Origin of the sequence: Massilia sp. ZL223 (assembly GCF_018119395.1) — a bacterium.
Taxonomy (GTDB): Bacteria; Pseudomonadota; Gammaproteobacteria; order Burkholderiales; family Burkholderiaceae_D; genus Telluria.
Map to the genome: position 1 here is coordinate 41,439 of NZ_JAGPWD010000006.1, position 20,690 is coordinate 62,128.

The window sequence follows — 20,690 nt, forward strand, 5'->3', positions numbered from 1 at the left end:
TCAGCAGGTCCCCGCGGCCGGGTTGTAGCGGCCGGCGATGGTGGCGAAGTAGACGTCCTCCAGGCTGGCGCGGGCCGGCTCGAAGCCCTCGCCCGGATCGTCCTCGGAATACACGTGGATCAGGGTGCGGCCGCTCAGCAGCCGGGTCGAGATCACGGCGTAGCGCTTCTGGAACTCGGGCAGCTCCTGCTTGGTGACCACGCGCGCCCAGATATAGTCCTCGATCCCGTAGATCAGGTCCTGGGGTTCGCCGCACAGCAGCACCTGGCCCTTGTTGATGATGGCCATGTTGGCGCACAGGTCGGCCACGTCGGACACGATGTGGGTCGAGAGCAGCACGGTGCGGTCTTCGCCGATGTCGGACAGCAGGTTGTGGAAGCGCACCCGCTCCTGCGGATCGAGGCCGGCGGTCGGCTCGTCGACGATGATCAGGCGCGGGTCGCCCAGCAGGGCCTGGGCGATGCCGAAGCGCTGGCGCATGCCGCCCGAGAAGGTGCCCAGGCGCTGCTCGCGCACTTCCCACAGGTTGGTCTGCTGGAGCAGGCCGTCGACCACTTCGCGCCGCCGCGCCTTGTTCGACACGCCCTTGAGCTGGGCGAAATGGTCGAGCAGTTCGTAAGCGGTCACTTTCGGATAGACGCCGAAATCCTGGGGCAGGTAGCCCAGCATGCGGCGCACCTCGTCCTTTTCGTCGAGGACGTCGATATCGTCCAGGAAGACCGAGCCGGAGTCGCATTCCTGCAGGGTGGCCAGGATGCGCATCAGGGTCGATTTGCCCGCGCCATTGGGGCCGAGCAGGCCGAACATCCCGGCCGGGATGGTCAGCGTGACACGGTCCAGGGCCACCACGCCATTGGCGTAGGTCTTGGACAAATTGCGGATGCGTAATTCCATGAAGACTCCTGAACCCTGTGCGCAAGCACGTATGTATTTATTGCAAGCACTTTTTCGACACTTGCATTGTATTAAATTGTCACTGACAACGTGGTGCTAATGCGACGCGCGGGCGAATCCGCTACCTGGACTGCAAAAAACCGATGGTTCGCGGCATATTATATTTCTCCATGTAAACACTTCTCGCGCTCCGGCGGGAAATATGGATAATGGACATATGAACACTGCCACCCAAGACAGGCTCCTGATCCTGATGCGCGAAGGGCGCGGCCGGGTCGAATCGACCGACTGGTTCCGCGTCGCGCTGGGCCTGGTGTACCTGGCCGGGCTGATGACCAAGGAAACGATCGACTTCAAGAAGGTCGACCGCGAGTTCAACCGCTTCATCTACCACACCCTCGGCAAGGGGCACAGCATCGCCAGCGTGCTGCAGTACATGAGCGGGGAGAAGGTGATGCCGGTGGTCGAGTCCGAGCGCTTCCTGGAGGCGTTCCAGCGCCACTGCCCGGAAGTGCCGCTGGAGTCGATTCCCTTCCTGCTCGAACTGAATTTGGGCGTGGCGAAGAACATCTCGGGGCTGGAGCCGGTCGGGCCGCTGGCGGACTGGATCGCGCGCAGGAAAGCCGAAGCGCCGGAAGGCGGCGGCCTCGATGCGGCGCAGGGAATATAATGGCGCTTTGGCGACTTGTACCGTGAATCCTATGTCAGCGAACCGCTTTATATCTCCTTTGGACCACCTGATCGTCGGCTTCGACAAAGCCCTGCGCGTGGTGGGCGGCGTGGCCTCGATGTCGCGCCCGAACCCGGGCGCGCATGCCGTCGACTGCGAACTGAGCGACGAGGAGCGCCGCCACAGCGCGGGCCTGATGCGCGTGAACCACGTCGGCGAAGTCTGCGCCCAGGCGCTGTACGACTCGCAGGCGCGCTTCGCCCAGACGCCGGAAATGCGCGCCCAGTTCGAGCAGGCCGGCCGCGAGGAAGAAGACCACCTGGCCTGGACCGCGCAGCGTTTGTCGGAACTCGGCTCGCAGCCGAGCGTGCTCAATCCGCTGTGGTATGCCGGCGCCTATGTGCTGGGCAGCATCGCGGCCAAGATCGGCGACAAGCACAGCCTGGGCTTCGTGGTCGAGACCGAGCGCCAGGTGGAGGCGCACCTGAACAGCCATCTGAGCCTGCTGCCGCCGCAGGACGCCAAGTCGCGCGCGATCGTCGAGCAGATGCGGGTGGATGAGGTGGCGCACGGCGCCAAGGCCGAGGCGCTGGGGGCGGCGAACACGCCGCTGCCAGTGCGCATGGCGATGACGGCGATGTCGAAGGTGATGACGACGACGGCGTATTACGTCTGAGTCAAACCTTAGCCCGCTGCTCCAAAGCGTCATCCCCGCGCAGGCGGGGACCCAAGTTTGCGTGCAATTCGTCTGCGCTATGACCTTGGGTCCCCGCCTGCGCGGGGATGACGTTATTTGAGTGTACGAAAACTCAGACTTCGACGATCTCGAACGAGTGCGTCATCTCCGCCGTCTTCGCCATCATGATCGACGCCGAGCAGTACTTGTCGTGCGACAGGTTGATCGCGCGCTCCACCGTCGCCGGCTTCAGGTTGCGCCCGCTGACCACGAAGTGGAAGTTAATCCTGGTGAACACCTTCGGATCGGTTTCCGCGCGCTCCGCCTGCAAGGTCACCTCGCAGCCCTGCACGTCCTCGCGGCTGCGCTTGAGGATCAGGACCACGTCATAGGCGGTGCAGCCGCCGGTGCCCAACAACACCATCTCCATCGGGCGCGGGGCCAGGTTATGGCCGCCGCCCTCGGGCGCGCCATCCATGGCCACCATGTGGCCGCTGCCGGTCTCGGCCCGGAAACTCATGCCCGACGGGCCATTCCAGCTGACTTTCACTTCCATGTAGATTCTCCGCGGTTGGTACAGATGCCCGGGCTATTGTAAGGCAGCCCCGGGAATCGCGCCGGGGACCGCCCTGATCACACCGACAGCACGTACTTCTCGCTGCGCATGCGCCAGCTCGCGATCGCGACGATCACCAGGGCCGGCAGCAGCGAGCACAGGAAGGTCAGCAGCCAGGGCAGGGCGCCGACGTCGCCGCCCTTGGCCGCCTCCTTGGCCAGGGTCTGGTTCGACAGCATCGGCACCAGGTACATCCACTGCGCGGTCTTGAGGTCGAGGAAGGACACCACCATGCCCGGAACCAGCGGCACGATCAGCACGATGCTCAACAAGGTCTGGGCTTCCTTGAAGGTCTTGGAATTCATCGCCACCGCCACGTACATCGCCGCCGCCAGCAGCGACAGCGGCACGGCGATCACGCACATCCCGAGCAGGGTGTCCCAGCCCATGCTCCAGGACAGGCCGATTTCCTCGAGCCGCAGCCACTTGAAGATGACGTGCCCGAGCACCAGCGAGAAGGTCACGCCGATCACGCCGAGCAGGCTGGCCGCCAGCCACTTGCCGCCGACGAGTTCCCAGGTATGGGCCGGCTGCGCCATCAGCACTTCGAAGGAACGGCGCTCGCGTTCGCCGGCGGTGCTGTCGATCGCCGAGGACAGCGACAGCATGAAGGCCGGGAAGAACAGCACGCCGATCATGCCGCCGATGACGGCCGCCGAGCGCGAGGCATTGGTGCCGGTGTCGTAGCGCTGCACCTGGATCGGGTTCAGGGCCGCCGGCGAAACGCCGTGGGCCAGCAGGCGCGCGCTGGCGATGTTGCTGCTGTAGGCTTCCAGTACCTCTTCCACTTCGCGCCGCTGGGCGCCGCGTTCGGCCGCCGAGTCGTACCAGACTTCGATGCGCGCCGGGCGCATCGCCTGGTAGTTGTCGGCGAAGTCCTCGGACAGGCGCAGCACGGCCACCGCATGCTTGGCGCGCAGCAGTTCGGCGATGCCTTCGTCGCTGGTCGGCGCCGTGTCCTTGGCGGTGATGTTCTTTTCCGCCAGCTGGGCCATCAGGGTCGGCGCCCTGGCGCCGCCGATCACCGCCAGTTCGATGCCTTCGCGCTCGATCTTGGTGTTCTTGCTGATGATCTGGTTCAGGGTCAGGCCGATCAGGAAGGGATAGAGCAGGGTCACCAGGGCCAGGGTGGCCAGGGTGCGCTTCTCGCGCAGGGTTTCGCGCAGCTCCTTGCGGAACACGATCAGGAGTTTGGAGTTCATGCGATCCCTTCTTCGGTGCCGACCAGGCTCACGAATGCGTCTTCGAGGTTGGCGATGCCGGTGCGCCGGCACAATTCGTCGGGCGAGCCCTGGGCCACGGTATGGCCCCTGGCGATGACGATCACGTCCTCGCACAGGTGGATCACTTCCTGCATCACGTGGGTGGCCATGATCACGCAGCAGCCGTCAGCGCGCAGGGCGGCCAGCGCGGTGCGCAGGGCGCGCGTGCTCATCACGTCCAGGCCGCGGCTCGGTTCGTCCAGCAGCAGGTGGCGCGGGCGGTGCAGCAGGGTGCGCGCCAGCGCCACCTTGATGCGCTGCCCTTGCGAGAAGCCCTTGGTGCGGCGCGCGAGGATATCGTCCATGCCGAGCAGCTCGGAGACTTCCTCGATGCGGCGCGTGAGGGCCGTCCCGCCCATGCCGTTGAGTTCACCGAAATAGGTGAGGTATTCGTGGGTGGTCAGGCGCTCGTAGAGGCCAAACTGGTCGGTCAGGAAGCCGATGTCGCGGCGCACCGCCATCGGGTCTTTTTCCGGATCGACGCCGCCGACCGAGATGCTGCCGTGGTCGCGCCGGAGCAGGCCGACCAGGGTGCGCAGCAGGGTGGTTTTGCCGGCGCCGTTGGGGCCGAGCAGCGCGGTGATCTGGCCGTCGCGCGCGGTGAAGGAAACGCCGCCCAGCGCCTGGACGGCGCCGAAGGACTTGCGGACATCGTGGACTTCAATCATGGTCGGTCGCTATTCAGGGTTGCGGCCCGGCGCTGCCGAGCTGGAAGGTCGGGGCCGGGATCTTTTTGAGGCAGGCCGTGTCGAGCGCGGCTTGCGGCTTGTCGAGGAATTCGCGCAGCAGGCGCGGCGCGCAGCCGAGCTGCGAGACGCCGTGGCCGGCATTGGCCACCACCACCTGCTGGGCGCGCGCCATGTACCTGGCCGCGGTGGCGGCGCGGTGCGGCGGCGTGACCGGATCGAGCGCGCCGGACAGCAGCAGGGCCGGGGCCTCGATCCTGGCCGGCGCCGCCAGGGGCACGGCCGGCACGTTCATCGTCTTGCAGATCGACGGGAATTTTTCCGCCAGGGTCTTGGTGAGCTGGCCGGTGTCCTGCGCCAGCAGCTCGGGCGTCAGGCGCGGCACGTCTTCGGCGCAGACCACCGCCAGGTGCAGCAGCATCGACATGCTGGCGTCCATGCCGAAGTCGGTGCTCAGGTTCTGGCGCGCGACGAAGGGGCCCCAGCGGCCCTGGCTGGCGCTGTGGATCAGGAAGGGCAGGCGGCGCGCATCGGCCGGCGAATACAGGATGTTGTGGACGGTGCCGAGGAAGCGCGGCGCCGTCATGGTGAAGCTGACCGGTTCGGCGGTGCGCGGATCGGGCAGGCTCACGGGAATGCCGCCGCGTTCCAGCCTGGCCACGAGCGCGTTGAATTCGGCGCGCAGCGCGGGGAAGGCCTTGTTGCAGCCCGCATCCTTGGCGCACTGGGCGAACAGGCCGTCCAGCGCGGCCTGCGCGTCCCTGGCGCCGGCCGGGATCACCTGGTCGGGCGCGGCGACGCCGTCCAGCACCAGGCTGCGCACGCTGGCCGGGAAGGCGCGCGCATAGACCTGGGCCAGGCGTGTGCCGTAGGAGCCGCCCCAGAGATTGACCTGGCCATAGCGCAGCGCGCGGCGCACCTGTTCGAGGTCGCGCGCGCTGGCCGCGGTGGTATAGGCGCCGTAGCGGACCTTGGTGCTGGAAATGCAGGCGCGCAGCTCGGCTTCGAGCTGCTCCTCGCTCATGCGCTCGTGTTCCGGCTTGCTTTCGCAATCGAGCTTGCCCGACAGGCCGGTGCCGCGCTGGTCGATGAAGACCAGGTCGCGGGTGGCGCGCACGCGCTGCAGCGCCGGGAGCAGGGTCAGGACGTCGCTGCCGGCCTGGCCAGGGCCGCCGGCCAGCACGAACAGCGGGTCGGCGCGGGTGCCTTCGCGCAGGGCGGGGGCGACGGTGATGTGCAGCTTGAGGGTGCCGGCGCGCGGATCGGCGTAATCGAGGGGCACCGGCACGCTGACGCAGCGCAGGGCTTCGGTGACGCCGGGCAGGTGGCAGCTGCGCGTGCTGGCCGCCGCCTGGGACGGCGACGCAGGTGCGGCGGCTCCGGCGGAGCCTGCCAACAGCAGCGGCAGGGCGCATAGGACGAATTGCTTCTTCACTGAGTCTCCTTGAGGTTGCCATGATGGTAAGTTGGCCCTCTTTCCGGGGTCAATCGATTGTTCCACCGGTGCATGAAATTATGAGTGTGGGGTAGCTCTCTAGAAATAATCTTGCGCTAGCGCGTGCGGGGAAAGGAAAAAACGACAGCATGTGGGATGCGGATTGACGTGGCATGCCCGGTTGGGCTATCATCGTGGGCTTTCCGTTTGCTCAGGAAAAGACAATAAGGCAGAGTCCGCTGATGTTTGGGGCGGAACCACCATTTGAGCAATTTCTTTATTAGGAAGTCAACATGAAAACTTTTTCCGCTAAGGGCCATGAAGTCCAGCGCGACTGGTTTGTGATTGACGCGACGGACTTGGTCCTCGGACGTGTTGCCAGCGAAGTGGCACTCCGACTGCGCGGCAAACACAAGCCGGAATTCACTCCGCACGTCGATACCGGCGATTTCATCATCGTCGTCAATGCAGGCAAGCTGCGCGTGACCGGCACCAAGGCCACCGCCAAGACCTACTACCGTCACTCGGGCTACCCGGGCGGTATCTACGAAACCAACTTCCTGAAAATGCAACAGCGCTTCCCGGGCCGTGCCCTGGAAAAGGCTGTCAAAGGCATGCTGCCGAAGGGCCCGCTGGGCTACGCCATGATCAAGAAGCTGAAAGTGTACGCGGAAGGCACCCACCCGCACGCAGCACAGCAACCTCAAGCACTGACCCTCTAAGGAACTGACATGATCGGTAACTACAACTACGGCACCGGCCGTCGCAAGAGTGCAGTCGCTCGCGTGTTCATCAAGGCCGGCACCGGCCAGATCATCGTGAACGGCAAGCCGGCGTCGGAATACTTCTCGCGCGAAACCGGCCTGATGGTCATCCGCCAGCCGCTGGAACTGACCGGCAACGTCGAGCGTTTCGACATCAAGGTCAACGTGCACGGTGGTGGTGAGTCGGGCCAGGCAGGCGCCGTCCGCCACGGCATCACCCGCGCTCTGATCGACTACGACGCAGGCCTCAAGGGCGACCTGGCACGTGCCGGTTTCGTCACCCGTGACGCCCGTGAAGTCGAGCGTAAGAAAGTTGGTCTGCGCAAAGCACGTCGCGCAAAGCAGTTCTCGAAGCGTTAATCGCCTTCACAGCGCCTTGTGCGCTGCTGCAAAAGCCGCCTGCTGCAAAGCTGGCGGCTTTTTGTTTTGGGCGGCCGCCAGTCCGGTCCCTCAGCGCGTCGTTCCGGCGAAGGCCGGAATCCAAGTTTCTATGCAAACCACTTATGCCAGCGTTAGTGGAACGCTTGCACACTTGGGTTCCGGCCTTCGCCGGAACGACGGGCTAATGCAAACAATATTTGCATGAGACAGTAGCCGTGCAAATATCCTTTGCGCCGCCTCTACTGCAGGCTTCCTTCATACGCCGGCAACCTCCGCTGCTCCTCCGCCGTGAACATCCGCTCCCGCAGTCCCGCCAGCGCCCGCGCATCCCGCAGGCTCCGGCGCGCATCGAGGTAAGCGGCGATCCTGCGCCGCCACTCCGCTTCTTCCCGGTCCACCTCGGCCAGCCTTCGCGCCGCATCGGGATCGAGCGCCTCGGCGCGCGCCCGGAACACTTCCTCGTCCCCGGCGCCGCGTGCGCGCATCTGCCCGACCGATTCCTCCAGCCGCGCGATGCGTACCGGCGCCGCACGCGCCTCGCGCACCTCCGGCGGCAGGGCGGCGTCCAGCTCGGCCAGCCGCTCGCGCTGCTGGTCCGCGCTCAGTGCCCGGTCCTGGCGGACTTCGACGCGGGCCAGCATGTCCTGCTGTTCGGCGTCCTCGCGTCCGAACATCGCACGGCTCTCCTGCGCGCTGAAGTAGCGCCCGCGCAGCGTGCGCATGGCCTGCAGGCGCTTGCGGATGGCCGCCGCACCGGCGCCCGCCAGGTCCTTGCGGCGCTCCAGTTCCACCAGCGCCGCCTTGTAGCCGAGATAGCGGCCCAGCAGCTGCCTGGCCGCATTCGATGCGGGCGGACGCAGGCGCCGCTCCAGCTCGCGCTCGATTTCGGCGCGCACCTGTGCGGGCGTCTTCTCGCCCACGGTCGCCAGGTAGTAGTCGAACAGTTCGACCAGGTCTTCATTGGCCACCAGCAGGCCGTCCGCGCCGGTAGTGGCGCCGCCATCGGCGTGCGTGCCTGCGAGCGAAGGCGCAAAGGAAGCGGCCTGGCCCGCAGCCTTCGCCGGCGTCGCCGCGGGCGCCGCGGGCGCTGCGGCGTCCCGCGCCGGCAGCCAGGCGAACACCCAGGCGCACAGCGCGGCGGCCGCCAGCAGGGCCGCCGCTTCCCATACCAGGGTCGGGACGCGGCGCATGCTTACAGTCCCATCTCGCGCAGGCGGTTGGCCTGCTGGCGGTAGACGGTCTTGGGATTGGTCTCGAACAGGTTGACGAGGCCGGCCACCTGGTTGACTTCATCCATGTGGTTCATGCCGTAGTCGTCGCGGATCACGCGCCCCAGCCGGCTCGAGCAGCTGCCGACCAGCCCGTCGTTCTTCTCGCCATGGAAGGCCAGCGAGAGCAGGGCGAGCGAACCGTCGAGCGGGTCGAGCAGGTTGGTGAAGGGCTGGGCGCCGCTCCACGAGAAGTAATGGACGCCGTTGACCTGGTAGTCGCCTTCGCCGCAGGCGGTGCGCGGCACGCCCTGCGGATGCCTGCTGTTGAAGGCGGCCGCGCCGGCGGTCGTCATCGAGGCCAGCGCCGCGGTCGACATCTGCGTGCTGCCGTCGCCGGACAGGAAGGCGATCGTGCCCGCCACGCCGTTGACGATGGAAGCCAGCGCCGCTTCCGAGAACGAACCGGGCGCCACCGAGCCGCGCACGATGTCCGCCAGCGGCGCGCCCTTGTGCACGCCGCCGACGCTGGTCACCGAAGCGACCAGCTGCGGCGCGACCGAGGCGACGTAGCGCACGGTCGGCCCGCCGTGGCTATGCCCGATCAGGTTCACTTTCTGGGCGCCGGTGGCCGCAAGCACCCGCTTGACGTAGGCGAGCAGCTGCTCGCCGCGCACTTCGGTGCTGTTGGCCGCGGTCACCTGGGCGATATGGACCTGGGCCCCGTCCCGGCGCAAGGCGTCGGCGATGCCGAACCAGTAGCCGTAGGGGCCGATCGTGTCCCAGCCGAGGAAGCCGTGCACCAGCACGATGGGGTATTTGGTTTGCGTGTAGCCTTGGGCCGAGGCCTGGGCAGGGAAGAGCGAAAGGGCGAGCAGGGCCATGCCGATCCATTGAACGATCCGCTTGATCATGGTGTCTCCGATGTAGGTTGGTGTGGTGCCGGCAAAAACCAGAGTACGGCTACTGCCGCGCTCGCTCAAGCGTCGCCAGCTTGCTTGCTTTCATGCACCCATGTGCGGAGGAACGCTCCTGCCGGAGAAATGGTGAGATCGTTCTCATCCATGTTCGCGGCGGATAACAAAAGTAAGGTCCGAACGTTCGTTCGTAAATGCACCATGTTTTTCGGGCAAATTTCGCGAATCGGAAAACTCCGAGGCGCTTTCGCAACAGAACTCAAGACAAGGCCGAGGTTTCAGGCCGGACGGGTAAAAAACGAACGTTTTGTGCGGCTTTTTGTGCGAAGAACGCGCTTGACTCTGCCACTAGTGTCAGCCTCGACGATGGTGTTCCGCGCAGGTTGTGCGCCTCAACCAAGGAATCCGCATGCAAAGCAAGCATCTCCTCATCTCGCTGTTCGCCCTGGCACTGGCCGCTCCGGTCCTCGCCGACGACAATCCCCTGGGCACCTCGCCCGCCTGCGGCCCGGCCCAGGACAGCAATCCCGACAGCCGCAGCCCGCAGAGCGTCGTGCAGGCCTTGTACGAGATCGTCTCCGGCCCGGCCGGCGCCAAAAAAGACTGGGAGCGCATGGACAAGCTGTTCGCGCCCGGCGCCATCGTGACACCCACTTCGCACCGTGAACCCGGCTTCCAGGCCGCGCCGCAAACGCCGCGCCAGTTCGCGGCCCTCAACGACCGCCTGCTGGGCCAGCGCGGCTTCTTCGAGCGCGAAGTGGCGCATCAGGTGAGCCAGTTCGGCCACATCGCGCACATGCACAGCAGCTATGAGACGCGCGAGCGTCCGGATGGCCCGGTCCAGCGCCGCGGCGTGAACAGCCTGCAGCTGATGCATGACGGCGCACGCTGGTGCGTGCTGTCGATCACCTGGGATGCCGAAACGCCGGCCCACCCGATTCCGGCATCGCTCGAGCGTCCGAAGTCCTGATTCAGGGCCCGCCGCCGCGGCGCTGCTCTTCGAGGAAGGCCAGGCGCGCGGCGGCGCTGTCCCGAATCTGCTGGAGGGCCTCGATACGCTGGTCCAGTTCGCCCAGCTTGTCGTGGTAGAGCGCGATGACGTCGCCGCAGATGCTGCGCAGGTCCGGCGGCTGCGGGCCCAGCATGGAGACCACCGGCCGGATCTCCTCGAGCGTGAAGCCATTTCGCAGCAGCACGCGGATGCGCTCGACGAACTGGACTGCCGAGGAGTCGAACAGCCGGTAGCCGTTCTCCCGCCGTACCGAGCTCAACAGCCCGGATTGCTCGTAATGGCGCAGGGAGCGCACGCTGGCGCCGGTCTGCCTGGCCAGCTCACCGATGGACATCATTTTCATAGAGAAATTATAGCGGTGGCGGGCCCGGCGGCAAGCGGGGCGGGCCGGCGCGCCTTGCGAACAAGGCTGTTAAAATTGCAGCCTTCAGCCTTGTCCCGGCAGGGGCCTCATTAATTACCGAAGGAAAGAACATGATCAAAGTTGGCATCGTTGGCGGAACCGGATATACGGGCGTGGAATTACTGCGGCTGTTGGCCGTCCACCCGGATGTCCAGCTGACCGCGATCACCTCGCGCAAGGAAGACGGCCTGCCGGTCGCCGACATGTTCCCCTCGCTGCGCGGCGTGGTCGACCTGGCGTTCTCGAGCCCGGACAAGGCCGACCTGACCCAGTGCGACGTGGTCTTCTTCGCCACCCCGCACGGCGTGGCCATGGCCCAGGCGCCGGCGCTGCTGGCGGCGGGCGTGAAGGTGATCGACCTGGCGGCGGACTTCCGCCTGAAGGACCGCGCCACCTTCGAGAAGTGGTACAAGATCGAGCACACCGCGCCGGAACTGCTGGAAGAAGCCGTCTACGGCCTGCCGGAACTGAACCGCGAAGACATCAGGAAGGCGCGCCTGATCGCCAACCCGGGCTGCTACCCGACCACCATGCAGCTGGGCTTCTACCCGCTGCTCAAGGCCGGCATCATCGATGCAAGTAACCTGATCGCCGACGCCAAGTCGGGCGTGTCGGGCGCGGGCCGCAAGGCCGAGATCGGCACCCTGTTCTCGGAAGCCAGCGACAACTTCAAGGCCTATGGTGTGCATGGCCACCGCCACACCCCGGAAACCTCGGCCCAGCTGCAGCGCTACACCGACCAGCAGGTCGGCCTGATCTTCACCCCGCACCTGGTGCCGATGATCCGCGGCATGCACTCGACCCTGTACGCGCGCCTGACCAAGGACATCGACAACGCCGCCCTGCAGGCGTTGTTCGAAGAGGAATACAAGGACAGCGAATTCGTCGACGTGATGCCCTTCGGCTCGCATCCGGAAACCCGCTCGACCCGCGGCTCGAACATGCTGCGCCTGGCGCTGCATCGTCCGGAGCCGGGCAATACCTTGGTGATCCTGGTGGTCCAGGACAACCTGGTGAAGGGCGCGTCGGGCCAGGCGGTGCAGTGCATGAACCTGATGTTCGGGCTTGAAGAGTCCAAGGGCCTGAAGCAGATCGCGCTGCTGCCGTAAGCAGCTCGATAACGCACCTGGCAAACGGCGCGTGGGCGGCGGGGCCCGCCCCCCTACAGCGAACGCCAACGTAGGGTGGACGGGTTCCCCGTCCACGCGTCCAGCCAGCTCATGCACGGCCGCTCCGGCGCCTTATTTCACGTTGCGCAACCGCAACTCCCCCGACACGACCTGGATCAAGGCGCACCCTGTTGAGCACGGTAAATTGACCGATGCACAGATCAACTTTCTACAGGGGTGACGCAATGTTCGGTCGACAAGCGAAAAGCGAAATTGACAGCCTGGTCGGCATTTCGGCCCGGATCGAGGGCGACCTGTGCTTCACGGGCGGCTTGCGGATCGACGGCGAGGTGCACGGCAACGTGGTGGCCGCGGACGGGGCCGACAGCATGCTGATCGTCTCCGAGCACGCCCGCATCGAGGGCGAGGTGAGATGCGCCAGCTTGGTGGTCAACGGCTACATCGCCGGCTCGGTATATTCGTCGGAACTGCTTGAATTACAGCCGAAAGGCCGCATACATGGAGATGTACACTACCGCTTGCTGGAGATGCACGGTGGGGCCTTGGTAACAGGGAAACTGACCCACGAACCAGCCGGCGAACCGGTGTTTCATCTGGCCGACGCTGTCGAAGGCTCGGCAGCATGACTTGCGCCAACGGTCTATAATGGCGCTAGTTGAATTTATTCAGGAGTTTATCCATGACCGCAGTCGCCGAAGTGCAAGAGCACGACACGATCCCCACGCCGATCAACTTCACCGACAGCGCCGCACAGAAAGTTGCACAGCTGATCGAGGAAGAGGGCAATCCCGACCTCAAGCTGCGCGTTTTCGTGCAGGGCGGCGGCTGCTCCGGCTTCCAATACGGCTTCACCTTTGACGAAATCGTCAACGAAGACGACACCACGATGGAAAAGAACGGCGTCCAGCTGCTGATCGACTCGATGAGCTACCAGTACCTGGTCGGCGCAGAGATCGATTACAAGGACGACCTCGAAGGCGCCCAGTTCGTCATCAAGAACCCGAACGCCACCTCGACCTGCGGCTGCGGTTCGTCGTTCTCGGCTTAAGTTCCCCAGGCCCCGGCAGCAGTGCCGGGTGGTCCAGACGGCCCGCTCCTCGCGGGCCGTTTCCGTTTACGCAGGATACAGCGCGCCCAGAATGCGCAGCCCGCGCGCGCCGGTGACGGCCGGCAGGTTGCCCGGTTCGCGCTGGGCGAAGCGCCAGCCCAGCCAGGCGAAGGCTAGCGCCTCCACCCGGTTCGGCGCCACGCCCAGCGCCGCCGTCGATTCCACCTTCCCCCCGTCCAGCGCCGCGCTGATGTCGCGCAGCAGGGTGCCGTTGTAGGCGCCGCCGCCGCAGACATACACGGCATCCGGCTTCACCCCTTCCTCCCGGATCGCGCGCGCAATCGTCACCGCCGTCAGGCGGGTCAGCGTGGCCTGCACGTCCACAGGCGCCAAGCCCGGGCATTGCGCCAGTTTTGCGTCCAGCCATTGTTCATGGAACAAGTCGCGGCCAGTGCTTTTGGGGGCGGGCTGGCGGAAGTAGGGCTCGTCGAGCAGGATGCCGAGCAGCGGCGCGTCGACCGTGCCGCTGGCGGCCCAGGCGCCATCCTCGTCGTAGGCGCGGCCCTGGTGGCGGGCGATCCACAGGTCGATCAGGACATTGCCCGGGCCGGTGTCGAAGCCGGTCACGCGGCCGTCGCCGTGCAGCACGCTGATGTTGCCGATGCCGCCGATGTTGACCACCACGCGCGGCGTGCCTGGCTTGCCGAAGGCGGCTTCGTGGAAGGCCGGCACCAGGGGCGCGCCCTGGCCGCCGGCGGCGATGTCGCGGCTGCGGAAGTCGGCGATCACGTCGATGCCGGTCAGTTCGGCCAGCAGCGAGGGGTTGTTGGTCTGGCGGGTGAAGCCCAGTTCCGGGCGGTGGCGGATGGTCTGGCCGTGCACGGCGACAGCGGCCACAGGGCCGGCGGCCGAGGGCAGCAGGGCGCGCACGCAGTCGGCGTAGGCCAGGGCCAGGCCGTTGGCGGCCAGGGCTTCACGTTCCAGTTCGTTCGGGCTGGCGGCTTGCAGGGCCATCAGTTCGGTGCGCAGCTCGGCCGGGAAGGGGGCGAAGGCGGCGGCCAGGGTGTGGATGGCGCCGTTCGAGAAGTCGGCCAGCACGCCGTCGACGCCGTCAAGGCTGGTTCCGGACATCAGGCCGATGTAGAGGGTGGAGGATTCGCTCATGGTTTCTTATTACTTGGTGTAGGCGGGCGTGGGTGGCCGGGACCCAAGTTTATCAGCTCAGCCATCGGCCCCAAACAAAACGCCCCCCGGTGCACGAAGCAGCGGAGGGCGTTTCAATTCAGAACGTAAAGCTCAGCGCGCAGCCATCGTCGTGCCGCCGCTCGGCGACAGCAGCGAGAAGCGGTGGTTCATTTCGGCAGCCGCCATGCGGAAGCGGGCCAGTTCGGACTGGTTCAGCGGTTGCTGGGCCAGCGACTTGAACTGGTTCGGGTCCTTGGCCTGGCCGGCCACGCGGAACTCGTAGTGCAGGTGGGCGCCGGTCGACCAGCCGGTCGAGCCGACGTAGCCGATCACCTGGCCCTGGCTGACCTTGGCGCCGCGGCGCAGGCCCGGAGCGAAGCGGCTCATGTGGGCGTAGGCGGTGCTGTAGCTCGACCAGTGCTTGAGGACGACCATGTTGCCGTAGCCGCCAGACACGCCGGCGAAGTCGATGGTGCCGTCGCCGACCGCACGGATCGGCGTGCCCATGCCGGCCGCGTAGTCGACGCCCTTGTGCGCCTTCCACTTGCCCGAGATCGGGTGCACGCGCATCGAGAAGCCCGACGAGATACGCGAGAACTCGAGCGGCGACTTCAGGAATGCCTTCTTGAGGGACTTGCCGTCCAGGGTGTAGTAGCCGCCCTGCTTGGTGACCGGGTCTTCGTACCACACCGACTGGTGAGCGACGCCGCGGTTGACGAATTCGCCCGCCAGGATGCGGCCGGTCTTGACCAGTTCGCCGTCCAGCCAGAAGGTTTCGTACACCACGCTGAAGCGGTCGCCACGCTTGAGGTCCGAACGGAAGTCGATGCTGGTCGAGAACATCTCGATGATCTGGCCGACGATCGAATCCGGCAGGCTGCCGCCATCGACGTTGGAGTCGGTGGCCGAGTACAGCGAGGTGGTGATGTCGCGCGAACGCATCTCCACGCGGCGCTCCAGCTTGGCAGGGGCCTCGGTGACGGTGAAATCCTCGCCCTTGCGCGCCACGGTGATCGTGCGTGCATCGCCATCCTTGCCATCGGTGAGGGTGGCGCGCAGCGACAGCAGCAGGCCGTTCTCATCGGTTTCGGCCTGGATGCGCTTGCCGGTCTTGAGCGACAGCAGGCGGCGGGCGGTTTTATCGGTGCGGACGAATTTCTGGGCCTCGGCGTCGTTCACGCCAAGACGGTTGAAGACGGAACCGAGCGAGTCGCCGCGGCGAATGCGCTCTTCGTGGATGAATTGCTGCTCGTCCTGCTGGAGGGCGGCGATCTGGTCTGCCAGGTTCGGCAGTTCGAGATCCTGGGCGACTTGCTTGACGGGGAGATCCGACGCGTCTGGTGCGATAGGAGCCACGCCAACAGCGCCAAACGCGCACAGGCTCAGGAAGGCCGCGCCGGCGCTGAGGATGCGCGACTTACGGGTCTTCGGGAGCAGTTGCAGCAGGCTGTTGCCAGTGATTTTATGTATAGGGTTCATGCAATCAGTTAAAATTTGCGGCTGAACTTCTAGGGACCTACATTTCTTATCGTTTTGAAAAGTTTTTTCAAAGCAACAGAAACAAGATCGAGCATCATACCACAGGTTATGGTCCTACAACCGTTTTAGCCTCTTTCCTACAAGAATTTATGACTTCCAACGCATCGGCCGGACACGGCAACCCGGTGACCCCTTCCACACCCCTGCCACTGACCGACAAGGTGCTCGAGTCGCTCGCTATCGCCAAGCGCGGCGTCGACGAATTGCTGATCGAAAGCGAATTCGCCCAGAAGCTGGCGCGTTCCGAGCAGAGCGGCAAACCGCTGCGCATCAAGCTCGGCCTGGACCCGACCGCACCCGACCTGCACCTCGGCCACACCGTGGTACTGAACAAGCTGCGCCAGCTGCAAGACCTCGGCCACCAGGTGATTTTCCTGATCGGCGACTTCACTTCGATGATCGGCGATCCGTCGGGCCGCAATGCGACCCGTCCGCCTCTGACCCGCGAACAGGTCGAGGCCAACGCCATGACTTACTTCCGCCAGGCATCGCTGGTGCTGGATGCTGGACGGACGGAAATCCGCTACAACTCCGAATGGTGCGATCCGCTGGGCGCGCGCGGAATGATCCAGCTGGCCTCGCGTTACACCGTGGCACGCATGATGGAGCGCGACGACTTCACCAAGCGCTACAAGAGTGGGACTCCGATTGCGGTGCATGAGTTCCTTTACCCTTTGATGCAGGGCTATGATTCAGTCGCTTTGCACGCAGATCTCGAACTTGGGGGCACTGACCAGAAGTTCAACCTCCTTGTTGGCCGTGAGTTACAAAAAGATTATGGCCAGGAGCCGCAGTGCATCCTGACCATGCCGCTGCTGGAAGGCCTGGACGGCGTCGAGAAGATGTCCAAGTCCAAGAACAACTACATCGGCATCACCGAACCGGGCAACACCATGTTCGGCAAGCTGATGAGCATCTCGGACGAGATGATGTGGAAGTACTACGACCTGCTGTCCTTCCGCTCGATCGAGGACATCGCCCGCCTGAAGGCCGAGATCGCCGGCGGCGCCAACCCGCGCGACGCGAAAGTGGCTTTGGGCAAGGAAATCGTGGCGCGCTTCCACTCGGCCCAGGCGGCCGAGGATGCGCTGGCCGACTTCGTCAACCGCTCCAAGGGCGGCATCCCGGACGAGGTGCCGGAAGTGGCGCTGTCCGGCGCGCCGATGGGCCTGCCGCAGGTGCTGAAGCAGGCCGGCCTGTGCGCCTCGACCTCGGAAGCCATGCGCATGATCGACCAGGGCGGCGTGCGCGTCGACGGCGGCGTGGTCAGCGACAAGGGCCTGCAGCTGGGCGCCGGCAGTGTGGTGGTGCAAGTGGGCAAGCGCAAGTTCGCCCGCGTTACTCTGGCATGATCGGGCTGCTGCAACGGGTCAGCGAGGCGGCGGTACGTGTCGACGGGGAAACCGTCGGCGCCATCGGCCCCGGGCTGATGGTGCTGCTGTGCGCCGAAAAGGGCGACACCGAGCGCGAAGCCGAGGCCCTGCTGGCCAAGCTGCTGACTTACCGTGTCTTTTCCGACGAGGCCGGCAAGATGAACCGCAGCGTGACCGACACCGAGGGCGGCCTGCTGCTGGTGCCGCAGTTCACCCTGGCGGCCGACACCAAGTCCGGCACGCGCCCTTCGTTTTCGCCGGCGGCCGCGCCGGAAGACGGCCTGCGCCTGTTCGAGCATGTCGTGCGCCAGGCGCGGGCGCGTCATGGCATCGTCGAAACCGGCCGGTTTGGGGCCGATATGAAGGTGTCTTTGACAAACGATGGCCCGGTGACGATCTGGCTGCAGGTTGATCCGGTCGGGACTTCGCGCTGAAACAAGCGGCGCCGGGCGGGGTCAATAACATCAGGGCCTGGGAGGACGTATGAGAATCTGGAGCGAGTCATTTAGCGATGGCGGGGAAATCCCGCCCGAGTGCGCGTTCGCGGTCATCGACCCCGACTCGCACGTCAAGCTGTCGAGCAACCGCAATCCGCATATCGCCTGGGACGAGGTGCCGGCCGGCACCCAGTCGCTGGTGCTGATCTGTCACGACCCGGACGTGCCGTCCGAGGGAACCGACGTCAATAAAGAAGGGCGTACGGTGCCGGCATCCTTGCCGCGCGTGGATTTCTTCCACTGGACGCTGGTCGACATCCCGGTCTGCCTCAAGTCGCTGGCCGAGGGCATGTTTTCGGACATGGTCACGCCGCACGGCAAACCGGGTCCTTTGGTGCCGTTCACCATCAAGAACGGCACCGAGCACCAGCTGCGCCACGGCCTGAACGACTACACCGGCTGGTTCGCGAGCGATCCCGACATGGCCGGCGAGTTCTACGGCTACGACGGACCGTGCCCGCCCTGGAACGACGAGCGCGTGCACACCTATATATTCACGCTGTACGCTCTCGACATCGCGCACCTGCCCCTGGAAGGGCAGTTCAGCGGCGCCGAGGCGCGGCTGGCGATCCAGGGGCATATCCTGGACGAGGCGCGGATGTTCGGCGTGTATTCGCTGAATCCCGAAGTCGCGTCCGATGTGCTCAGGTAGCCTGATCGGCAGTTTGCTTAATTAATAGTAATAACAATCGCCCCGAGGTTCGGGTGCAGGAACCTCATGTTGTCGAATGACCCCGAATCGTCCGTGGGCGCAACCACGATTCTATTGATCCGCCACGGCGAAACCGCCTGGAATGCGGAACGCCGCCTGCAAGGACACCTCGACATCGCCCTGAACGCGGAGGGCGAACGCCAGGCCGCCGCGCTGGCGGCGGCGCTGGCCGACGAGACCATCGACGTGCTGGTGTCGAGCGACTTGATGCGTGCGCGGCAGACGGCCGAGGCCATCGCGCGCGGCCGTGGGCCGGGCATGGCGCTGGAACTGGCGCAGGACCGGGCCTTGCGGGAGCGCTGCTATGGCGGTTTCGAAGGCTTGCTGTACAGCGAGATCGCGGACCGGTTCCCGCTCGAGTTCGCGGCCTGGCAGGCGCGGCATGTGGACGCGGAGGTGCCCCCTGGGGAGAGCCGGGGCGAAACTTTCCGCCAGTTTTACGAGCGCGTGACCGGGGCGATCGCGCGGCATGCGGCTGCGCATCCGGGCAAGACCCTGGCGCTGGTGGCGCATGGCGGGGTGCTGGAGTGTGCCTACCGGGCGGCGCTTGGCTTGCCGCTGGAGACGCCGCGCGACTTCAAGGTGCATAACGCGAGCGTCAACCGGTTTGTGGTGGAAGAGGGCGGCTTGAAGCTGGTCAGCTGGGGGGAGGTGGAGCATCTTCGGCGGGCGGTGCTGGATGATCTGACGTAGATGGCTTCGGGAGGGACCCAAGTTCGCACCGCAGAGTTAGCTCATCCTGTTAGCGATAACCTCGACACGCCCCCAAGCGCCGCTCCCAATCCCCTTTTTTACACCTTGCCAATATCGCACACGCAACAATCCCATTAAATTTGCTGATAATTTGAGCAGCGCTTGGGGTAAAATACTAGGTTCCCAAGAAACTTCTCCCATTTTCCGCTGTGCAAATCGGTACTTACACACTGCGTAACAACGTCTTCGTCGCCCCCATGGCCGGGGTGACCGACCGCCCCTTCCGCCAGCTGTGCAAACAGCTCGGCGCCGGCTATGCAGTGTCCGAAATGGCCGCGTCCAACCCGCGCCTGTGGGCCAGCGAAAAGACCTCGCGCCGTACCGACCACGCGGGCGAAATGGAACCGAAAGCCGTCCAGATCGCCGGCGCCGACCCGCAAGACCTGGCCGATTGCGCCAAATTCAACGTCGAGCGCGGCGCCCAGATCATCGACATCAACATGGGTTGCCCGGTGAAAAAGGTCTGCAACAGCTGGTGCGGTTCCGCCCTGCTGCAGCACGAAGACCTGGTCGAACGCATCCTGCACGCCGTGGTGGGCGCAGTCGACGTGCCGGTCACCCTGAAGTTCCGCACCGGCTGGGACCGCCAAAACAAGAACGCCCTGCGCATCGCGCGCCTGGCCGAAGAGGCCGGCATCCAGATGCTGACCCTGCACGGCCGCACCCGCGCCGACGGCTACAAGGGCGAGGCCGAATACGACACCATCCGCGCCGTCAAGGCGGCGGTGAGCATCCCGGTGGTCGCCAACGGCGACATCACCACCCCCGAAAAAGCGAAGTTCGTGCTCGACTACACCGGCGCGGACGCGGTCATGATCGGCCGCGCCGCCCAGGGCCGTCCCTGGATCTGCCGCGAGATCGACCACTACCTGCGCACCGGCGAACACCTGCCGCCACCCGAGGTGGAAGAGGTGCGCGCCCTGATGAACGAACACCTGCCGGCCCACTACGCCTTCTACGGCGAATACGTGGGCGTGCGCACCGCGCGCAAGCACATCGGCTGGTACGTGCAGGATCTGCCGGGCGGGGAAGAATTCCGCCAGCGCATGAACCTGATGGAATCGACTGCCGAGCAGCTGGCGGCCGTCGACGAGTTTTTCAAATCGCAACATCAGTACGGCGAGCGGTTACAATACCGCCCCGCGCGTCCTGCCGATGAAGCGATCGCGGCATAAGCAGTTATCACAATAAGAATTATTACGGGGACACGCTGCTATGCAGCGGAGCAATCATTAACCAGGATGAAGCAGCAGACATGAGCAAAGAAAGTATCCAGGAAGTCGTCCAGAAGAGCCTCGAGGACTATTTCAACGATCTGGGCGAGCAGAAACCGACCAATATCTACGACATGATGGTGTTGACCGTTGAAAAGCCAGTGCTCGAAGTCGTGATGTCGCGTGCCGACGGCAACCAGTCGCATGCGGCCCAGATGCTGGGCATCAACCGGAATACTTTGCGAAAAAAACTGCAAGAGCACGGACTGCTCTAATCCAGCGCGGAATGGGTGGCCGCGTGTTGGGCGTGGCCGC

At 65.2% G+C, this 20,690-nt stretch carries 24 protein-coding genes; 14 read left to right on the forward strand and 10 right to left on the reverse strand.

Annotated elements, in window-relative coordinates; all coding sequences use genetic code 11:
* Window positions 1-894, reverse strand: coding sequence for an ABC transporter ATP-binding protein (locus KBW95_RS06340; protein ID WP_211525550.1), 894 nt, complete (start codon window positions 892-894; stop codon window positions 1-3).
* Window positions 895-1,111: 217 nt separating this feature from the next.
* Here KBW95_RS06340 and KBW95_RS06345 point away from each other — a divergent pair, with 217 nt between their 5' ends.
* Window positions 1,112-1,564, forward strand: a complete 453-nt coding sequence (locus KBW95_RS06345) for a hypothetical protein (RefSeq protein WP_211527741.1) — start codon at window positions 1,112-1,114, stop codon at window positions 1,562-1,564.
* Between the two features lie 31 nt (window positions 1,565-1,595).
* Entirely contained in the window at window positions 1,596-2,240 is a 645-nt protein-coding gene (gene coq7 / locus KBW95_RS06350; RefSeq protein ID WP_211525596.1) for a 2-polyprenyl-3-methyl-6-methoxy-1,4-benzoquinone monooxygenase, read from the forward strand.
* Between the two features lie 133 nt (window positions 2,241-2,373).
* Here coq7 and KBW95_RS06355 read toward each other — a convergent pair whose 3' ends face one another.
* The 4 genes from KBW95_RS06355 to KBW95_RS06370 all read right to left on the reverse strand — a co-directional run bounded on the left by KBW95_RS06355 (window position 2,374) and on the right by KBW95_RS06370 (window position 6,239).
* Window positions 2,374-2,796, reverse strand: a complete 423-nt coding sequence (locus KBW95_RS06355; protein ID WP_211525552.1) for an OsmC family protein — start codon at window positions 2,794-2,796, stop codon at window positions 2,374-2,376.
* A gap of 77 nt (window positions 2,797-2,873) precedes the next feature.
* Complete coding sequence (locus KBW95_RS06360; protein WP_211527742.1) at window positions 2,874-4,058, reverse strand: ABC transporter permease; 1,185 nt, start codon at window positions 4,056-4,058, stop codon at window positions 2,874-2,876.
* Window positions 4,055-4,786: an ATP-binding cassette domain-containing protein gene (locus tag KBW95_RS06365; RefSeq protein ID WP_211525554.1), complete on the reverse strand. Its 732-nt coding sequence runs from the start codon at window positions 4,784-4,786 to the stop codon at window positions 4,055-4,057. Before KBW95_RS06365 ends, KBW95_RS06360 begins: the two co-directional genes overlap by 4 nt.
* Before the next feature lie 13 nt (window positions 4,787-4,799).
* Window positions 4,800-6,239: an alpha/beta fold hydrolase gene (locus KBW95_RS06370; protein ID WP_211527743.1), complete on the reverse strand. Its 1,440-nt coding sequence runs from the start codon at window positions 6,237-6,239 to the stop codon at window positions 4,800-4,802.
* A gap of 293 nt (window positions 6,240-6,532) precedes the next feature.
* Here KBW95_RS06370 and rplM point away from each other — a divergent pair, with 293 nt between their 5' ends.
* Window positions 6,533-6,961 (forward strand): 50S ribosomal protein L13, encoded by a 429-nt coding sequence (gene rplM, locus KBW95_RS06375; protein ID WP_211521586.1) that lies wholly within the window; start codon window positions 6,533-6,535, stop codon window positions 6,959-6,961.
* Window positions 6,962-6,970: 9 nt separating this feature from the next.
* Entirely contained in the window at window positions 6,971-7,363 is a 393-nt protein-coding gene (gene rpsI, locus KBW95_RS06380; protein WP_005667904.1) for a 30S ribosomal protein S9, read from the forward strand.
* 260 nt (window positions 7,364-7,623) lie between these two features.
* Here the strand turns inward: rpsI and KBW95_RS06385 are convergent, their stop codons facing one another.
* Window positions 7,624-8,574, reverse strand: coding sequence for a lipase secretion chaperone (locus tag KBW95_RS06385; protein WP_211525556.1), 951 nt, complete (start codon window positions 8,572-8,574; stop codon window positions 7,624-7,626).
* Between the two features lie 2 nt (window positions 8,575-8,576).
* Window positions 8,577-9,506, reverse strand: coding sequence for a triacylglycerol lipase (locus tag KBW95_RS06390; RefSeq protein ID WP_211527744.1), 930 nt, complete (start codon window positions 9,504-9,506; stop codon window positions 8,577-8,579).
* Between the two features lie 412 nt (window positions 9,507-9,918).
* Here KBW95_RS06390 and KBW95_RS06395 point away from each other — a divergent pair, with 412 nt between their 5' ends.
* Window positions 9,919-10,479, forward strand: coding sequence for a hypothetical protein (locus tag KBW95_RS06395; protein WP_211527748.1), 561 nt, complete (start codon window positions 9,919-9,921; stop codon window positions 10,477-10,479).
* Between the two features lies 1 nt (window position 10,480).
* Here the strand turns inward: KBW95_RS06395 and KBW95_RS06400 are convergent, their stop codons facing one another.
* The gene (locus KBW95_RS06400) at window positions 10,481-10,864 is read right to left on the reverse strand and encodes a MerR family transcriptional regulator (RefSeq protein ID WP_211525559.1); all 384 of its coding nucleotides are present in this window, start codon (window positions 10,862-10,864) and stop codon (window positions 10,481-10,483) included.
* A gap of 131 nt (window positions 10,865-10,995) precedes the next feature.
* Here KBW95_RS06400 and argC point away from each other — a divergent pair, with 131 nt between their 5' ends.
* From argC to erpA, 3 genes are all read left to right on the forward strand, one after another.
* Window positions 10,996-12,033, forward strand: coding sequence for an N-acetyl-gamma-glutamyl-phosphate reductase (gene argC / locus KBW95_RS06405; protein ID WP_211525560.1), 1,038 nt, complete (start codon window positions 10,996-10,998; stop codon window positions 12,031-12,033).
* 245 nt (window positions 12,034-12,278) lie between these two features.
* Entirely contained in the window at window positions 12,279-12,680 is a 402-nt protein-coding gene (locus KBW95_RS06410) for a polymer-forming cytoskeletal protein (RefSeq protein ID WP_211525561.1), read from the forward strand.
* Window positions 12,681-12,733: 53 nt separating this feature from the next.
* Window positions 12,734-13,102 (forward strand): iron-sulfur cluster insertion protein ErpA, encoded by a 369-nt coding sequence (erpA, locus tag KBW95_RS06415; RefSeq protein WP_036247772.1) that lies wholly within the window; start codon window positions 12,734-12,736, stop codon window positions 13,100-13,102.
* 66 nt (window positions 13,103-13,168) lie between these two features.
* On the opposite strand, the gene KBW95_RS06420 is transcribed toward erpA, so the two are convergent.
* Together KBW95_RS06420 and KBW95_RS06425 are read right to left on the reverse strand one after the other, a co-directional pair.
* Window positions 13,169-14,266, reverse strand: coding sequence for an anhydro-N-acetylmuramic acid kinase (locus tag KBW95_RS06420; RefSeq protein ID WP_211525562.1), 1,098 nt, complete (start codon window positions 14,264-14,266; stop codon window positions 13,169-13,171).
* Window positions 14,267-14,398: 132 nt separating this feature from the next.
* Window positions 14,399-15,766 (reverse strand): M23 family metallopeptidase, encoded by a 1,368-nt coding sequence (locus KBW95_RS06425; protein WP_211525563.1) that lies wholly within the window; start codon window positions 15,764-15,766, stop codon window positions 14,399-14,401.
* Window positions 15,767-15,915: 149 nt separating this feature from the next.
* Here KBW95_RS06425 and tyrS point away from each other — a divergent pair, with 149 nt between their 5' ends.
* From tyrS to KBW95_RS06455, 6 genes are all read left to right on the forward strand, one after another.
* On the forward strand, window positions 15,916-17,178 hold the full coding sequence (gene tyrS, locus KBW95_RS06430; protein WP_211525564.1) for a tyrosine--tRNA ligase: 1,263 nt from the start codon (window positions 15,916-15,918) through the stop codon (window positions 17,176-17,178).
* On the forward strand, window positions 17,175-17,633 hold the full coding sequence (gene dtd / locus KBW95_RS06435) for a D-aminoacyl-tRNA deacylase (RefSeq protein ID WP_211525565.1): 459 nt from the start codon (window positions 17,175-17,177) through the stop codon (window positions 17,631-17,633). Before tyrS ends, dtd begins: the two co-directional genes overlap by 4 nt.
* 49 nt (window positions 17,634-17,682) lie before the next feature.
* The gene (locus KBW95_RS06440; RefSeq protein ID WP_211525566.1) at window positions 17,683-18,348 is read left to right on the forward strand and encodes a YbhB/YbcL family Raf kinase inhibitor-like protein; all 666 of its coding nucleotides are present in this window, start codon (window positions 17,683-17,685) and stop codon (window positions 18,346-18,348) included.
* A gap of 66 nt (window positions 18,349-18,414) precedes the next feature.
* Window positions 18,415-19,101, forward strand: coding sequence for a histidine phosphatase family protein (locus KBW95_RS06445; RefSeq protein ID WP_211525567.1), 687 nt, complete (start codon window positions 18,415-18,417; stop codon window positions 19,099-19,101).
* A 209-nt stretch (window positions 19,102-19,310) separates the two neighbouring features.
* A complete protein-coding gene (gene dusB, locus KBW95_RS06450) occupies window positions 19,311-20,336 on the forward strand; it encodes a tRNA dihydrouridine synthase DusB (RefSeq protein WP_211525568.1) in 1,026 nt (341 codons plus the stop codon).
* A gap of 80 nt (window positions 20,337-20,416) precedes the next feature.
* Window positions 20,417-20,650, forward strand: a complete 234-nt coding sequence (locus KBW95_RS06455) for a helix-turn-helix domain-containing protein (RefSeq protein ID WP_005667930.1) — start codon at window positions 20,417-20,419, stop codon at window positions 20,648-20,650.
* Window positions 20,651-20,690 lie beyond the last annotated feature (40 nt).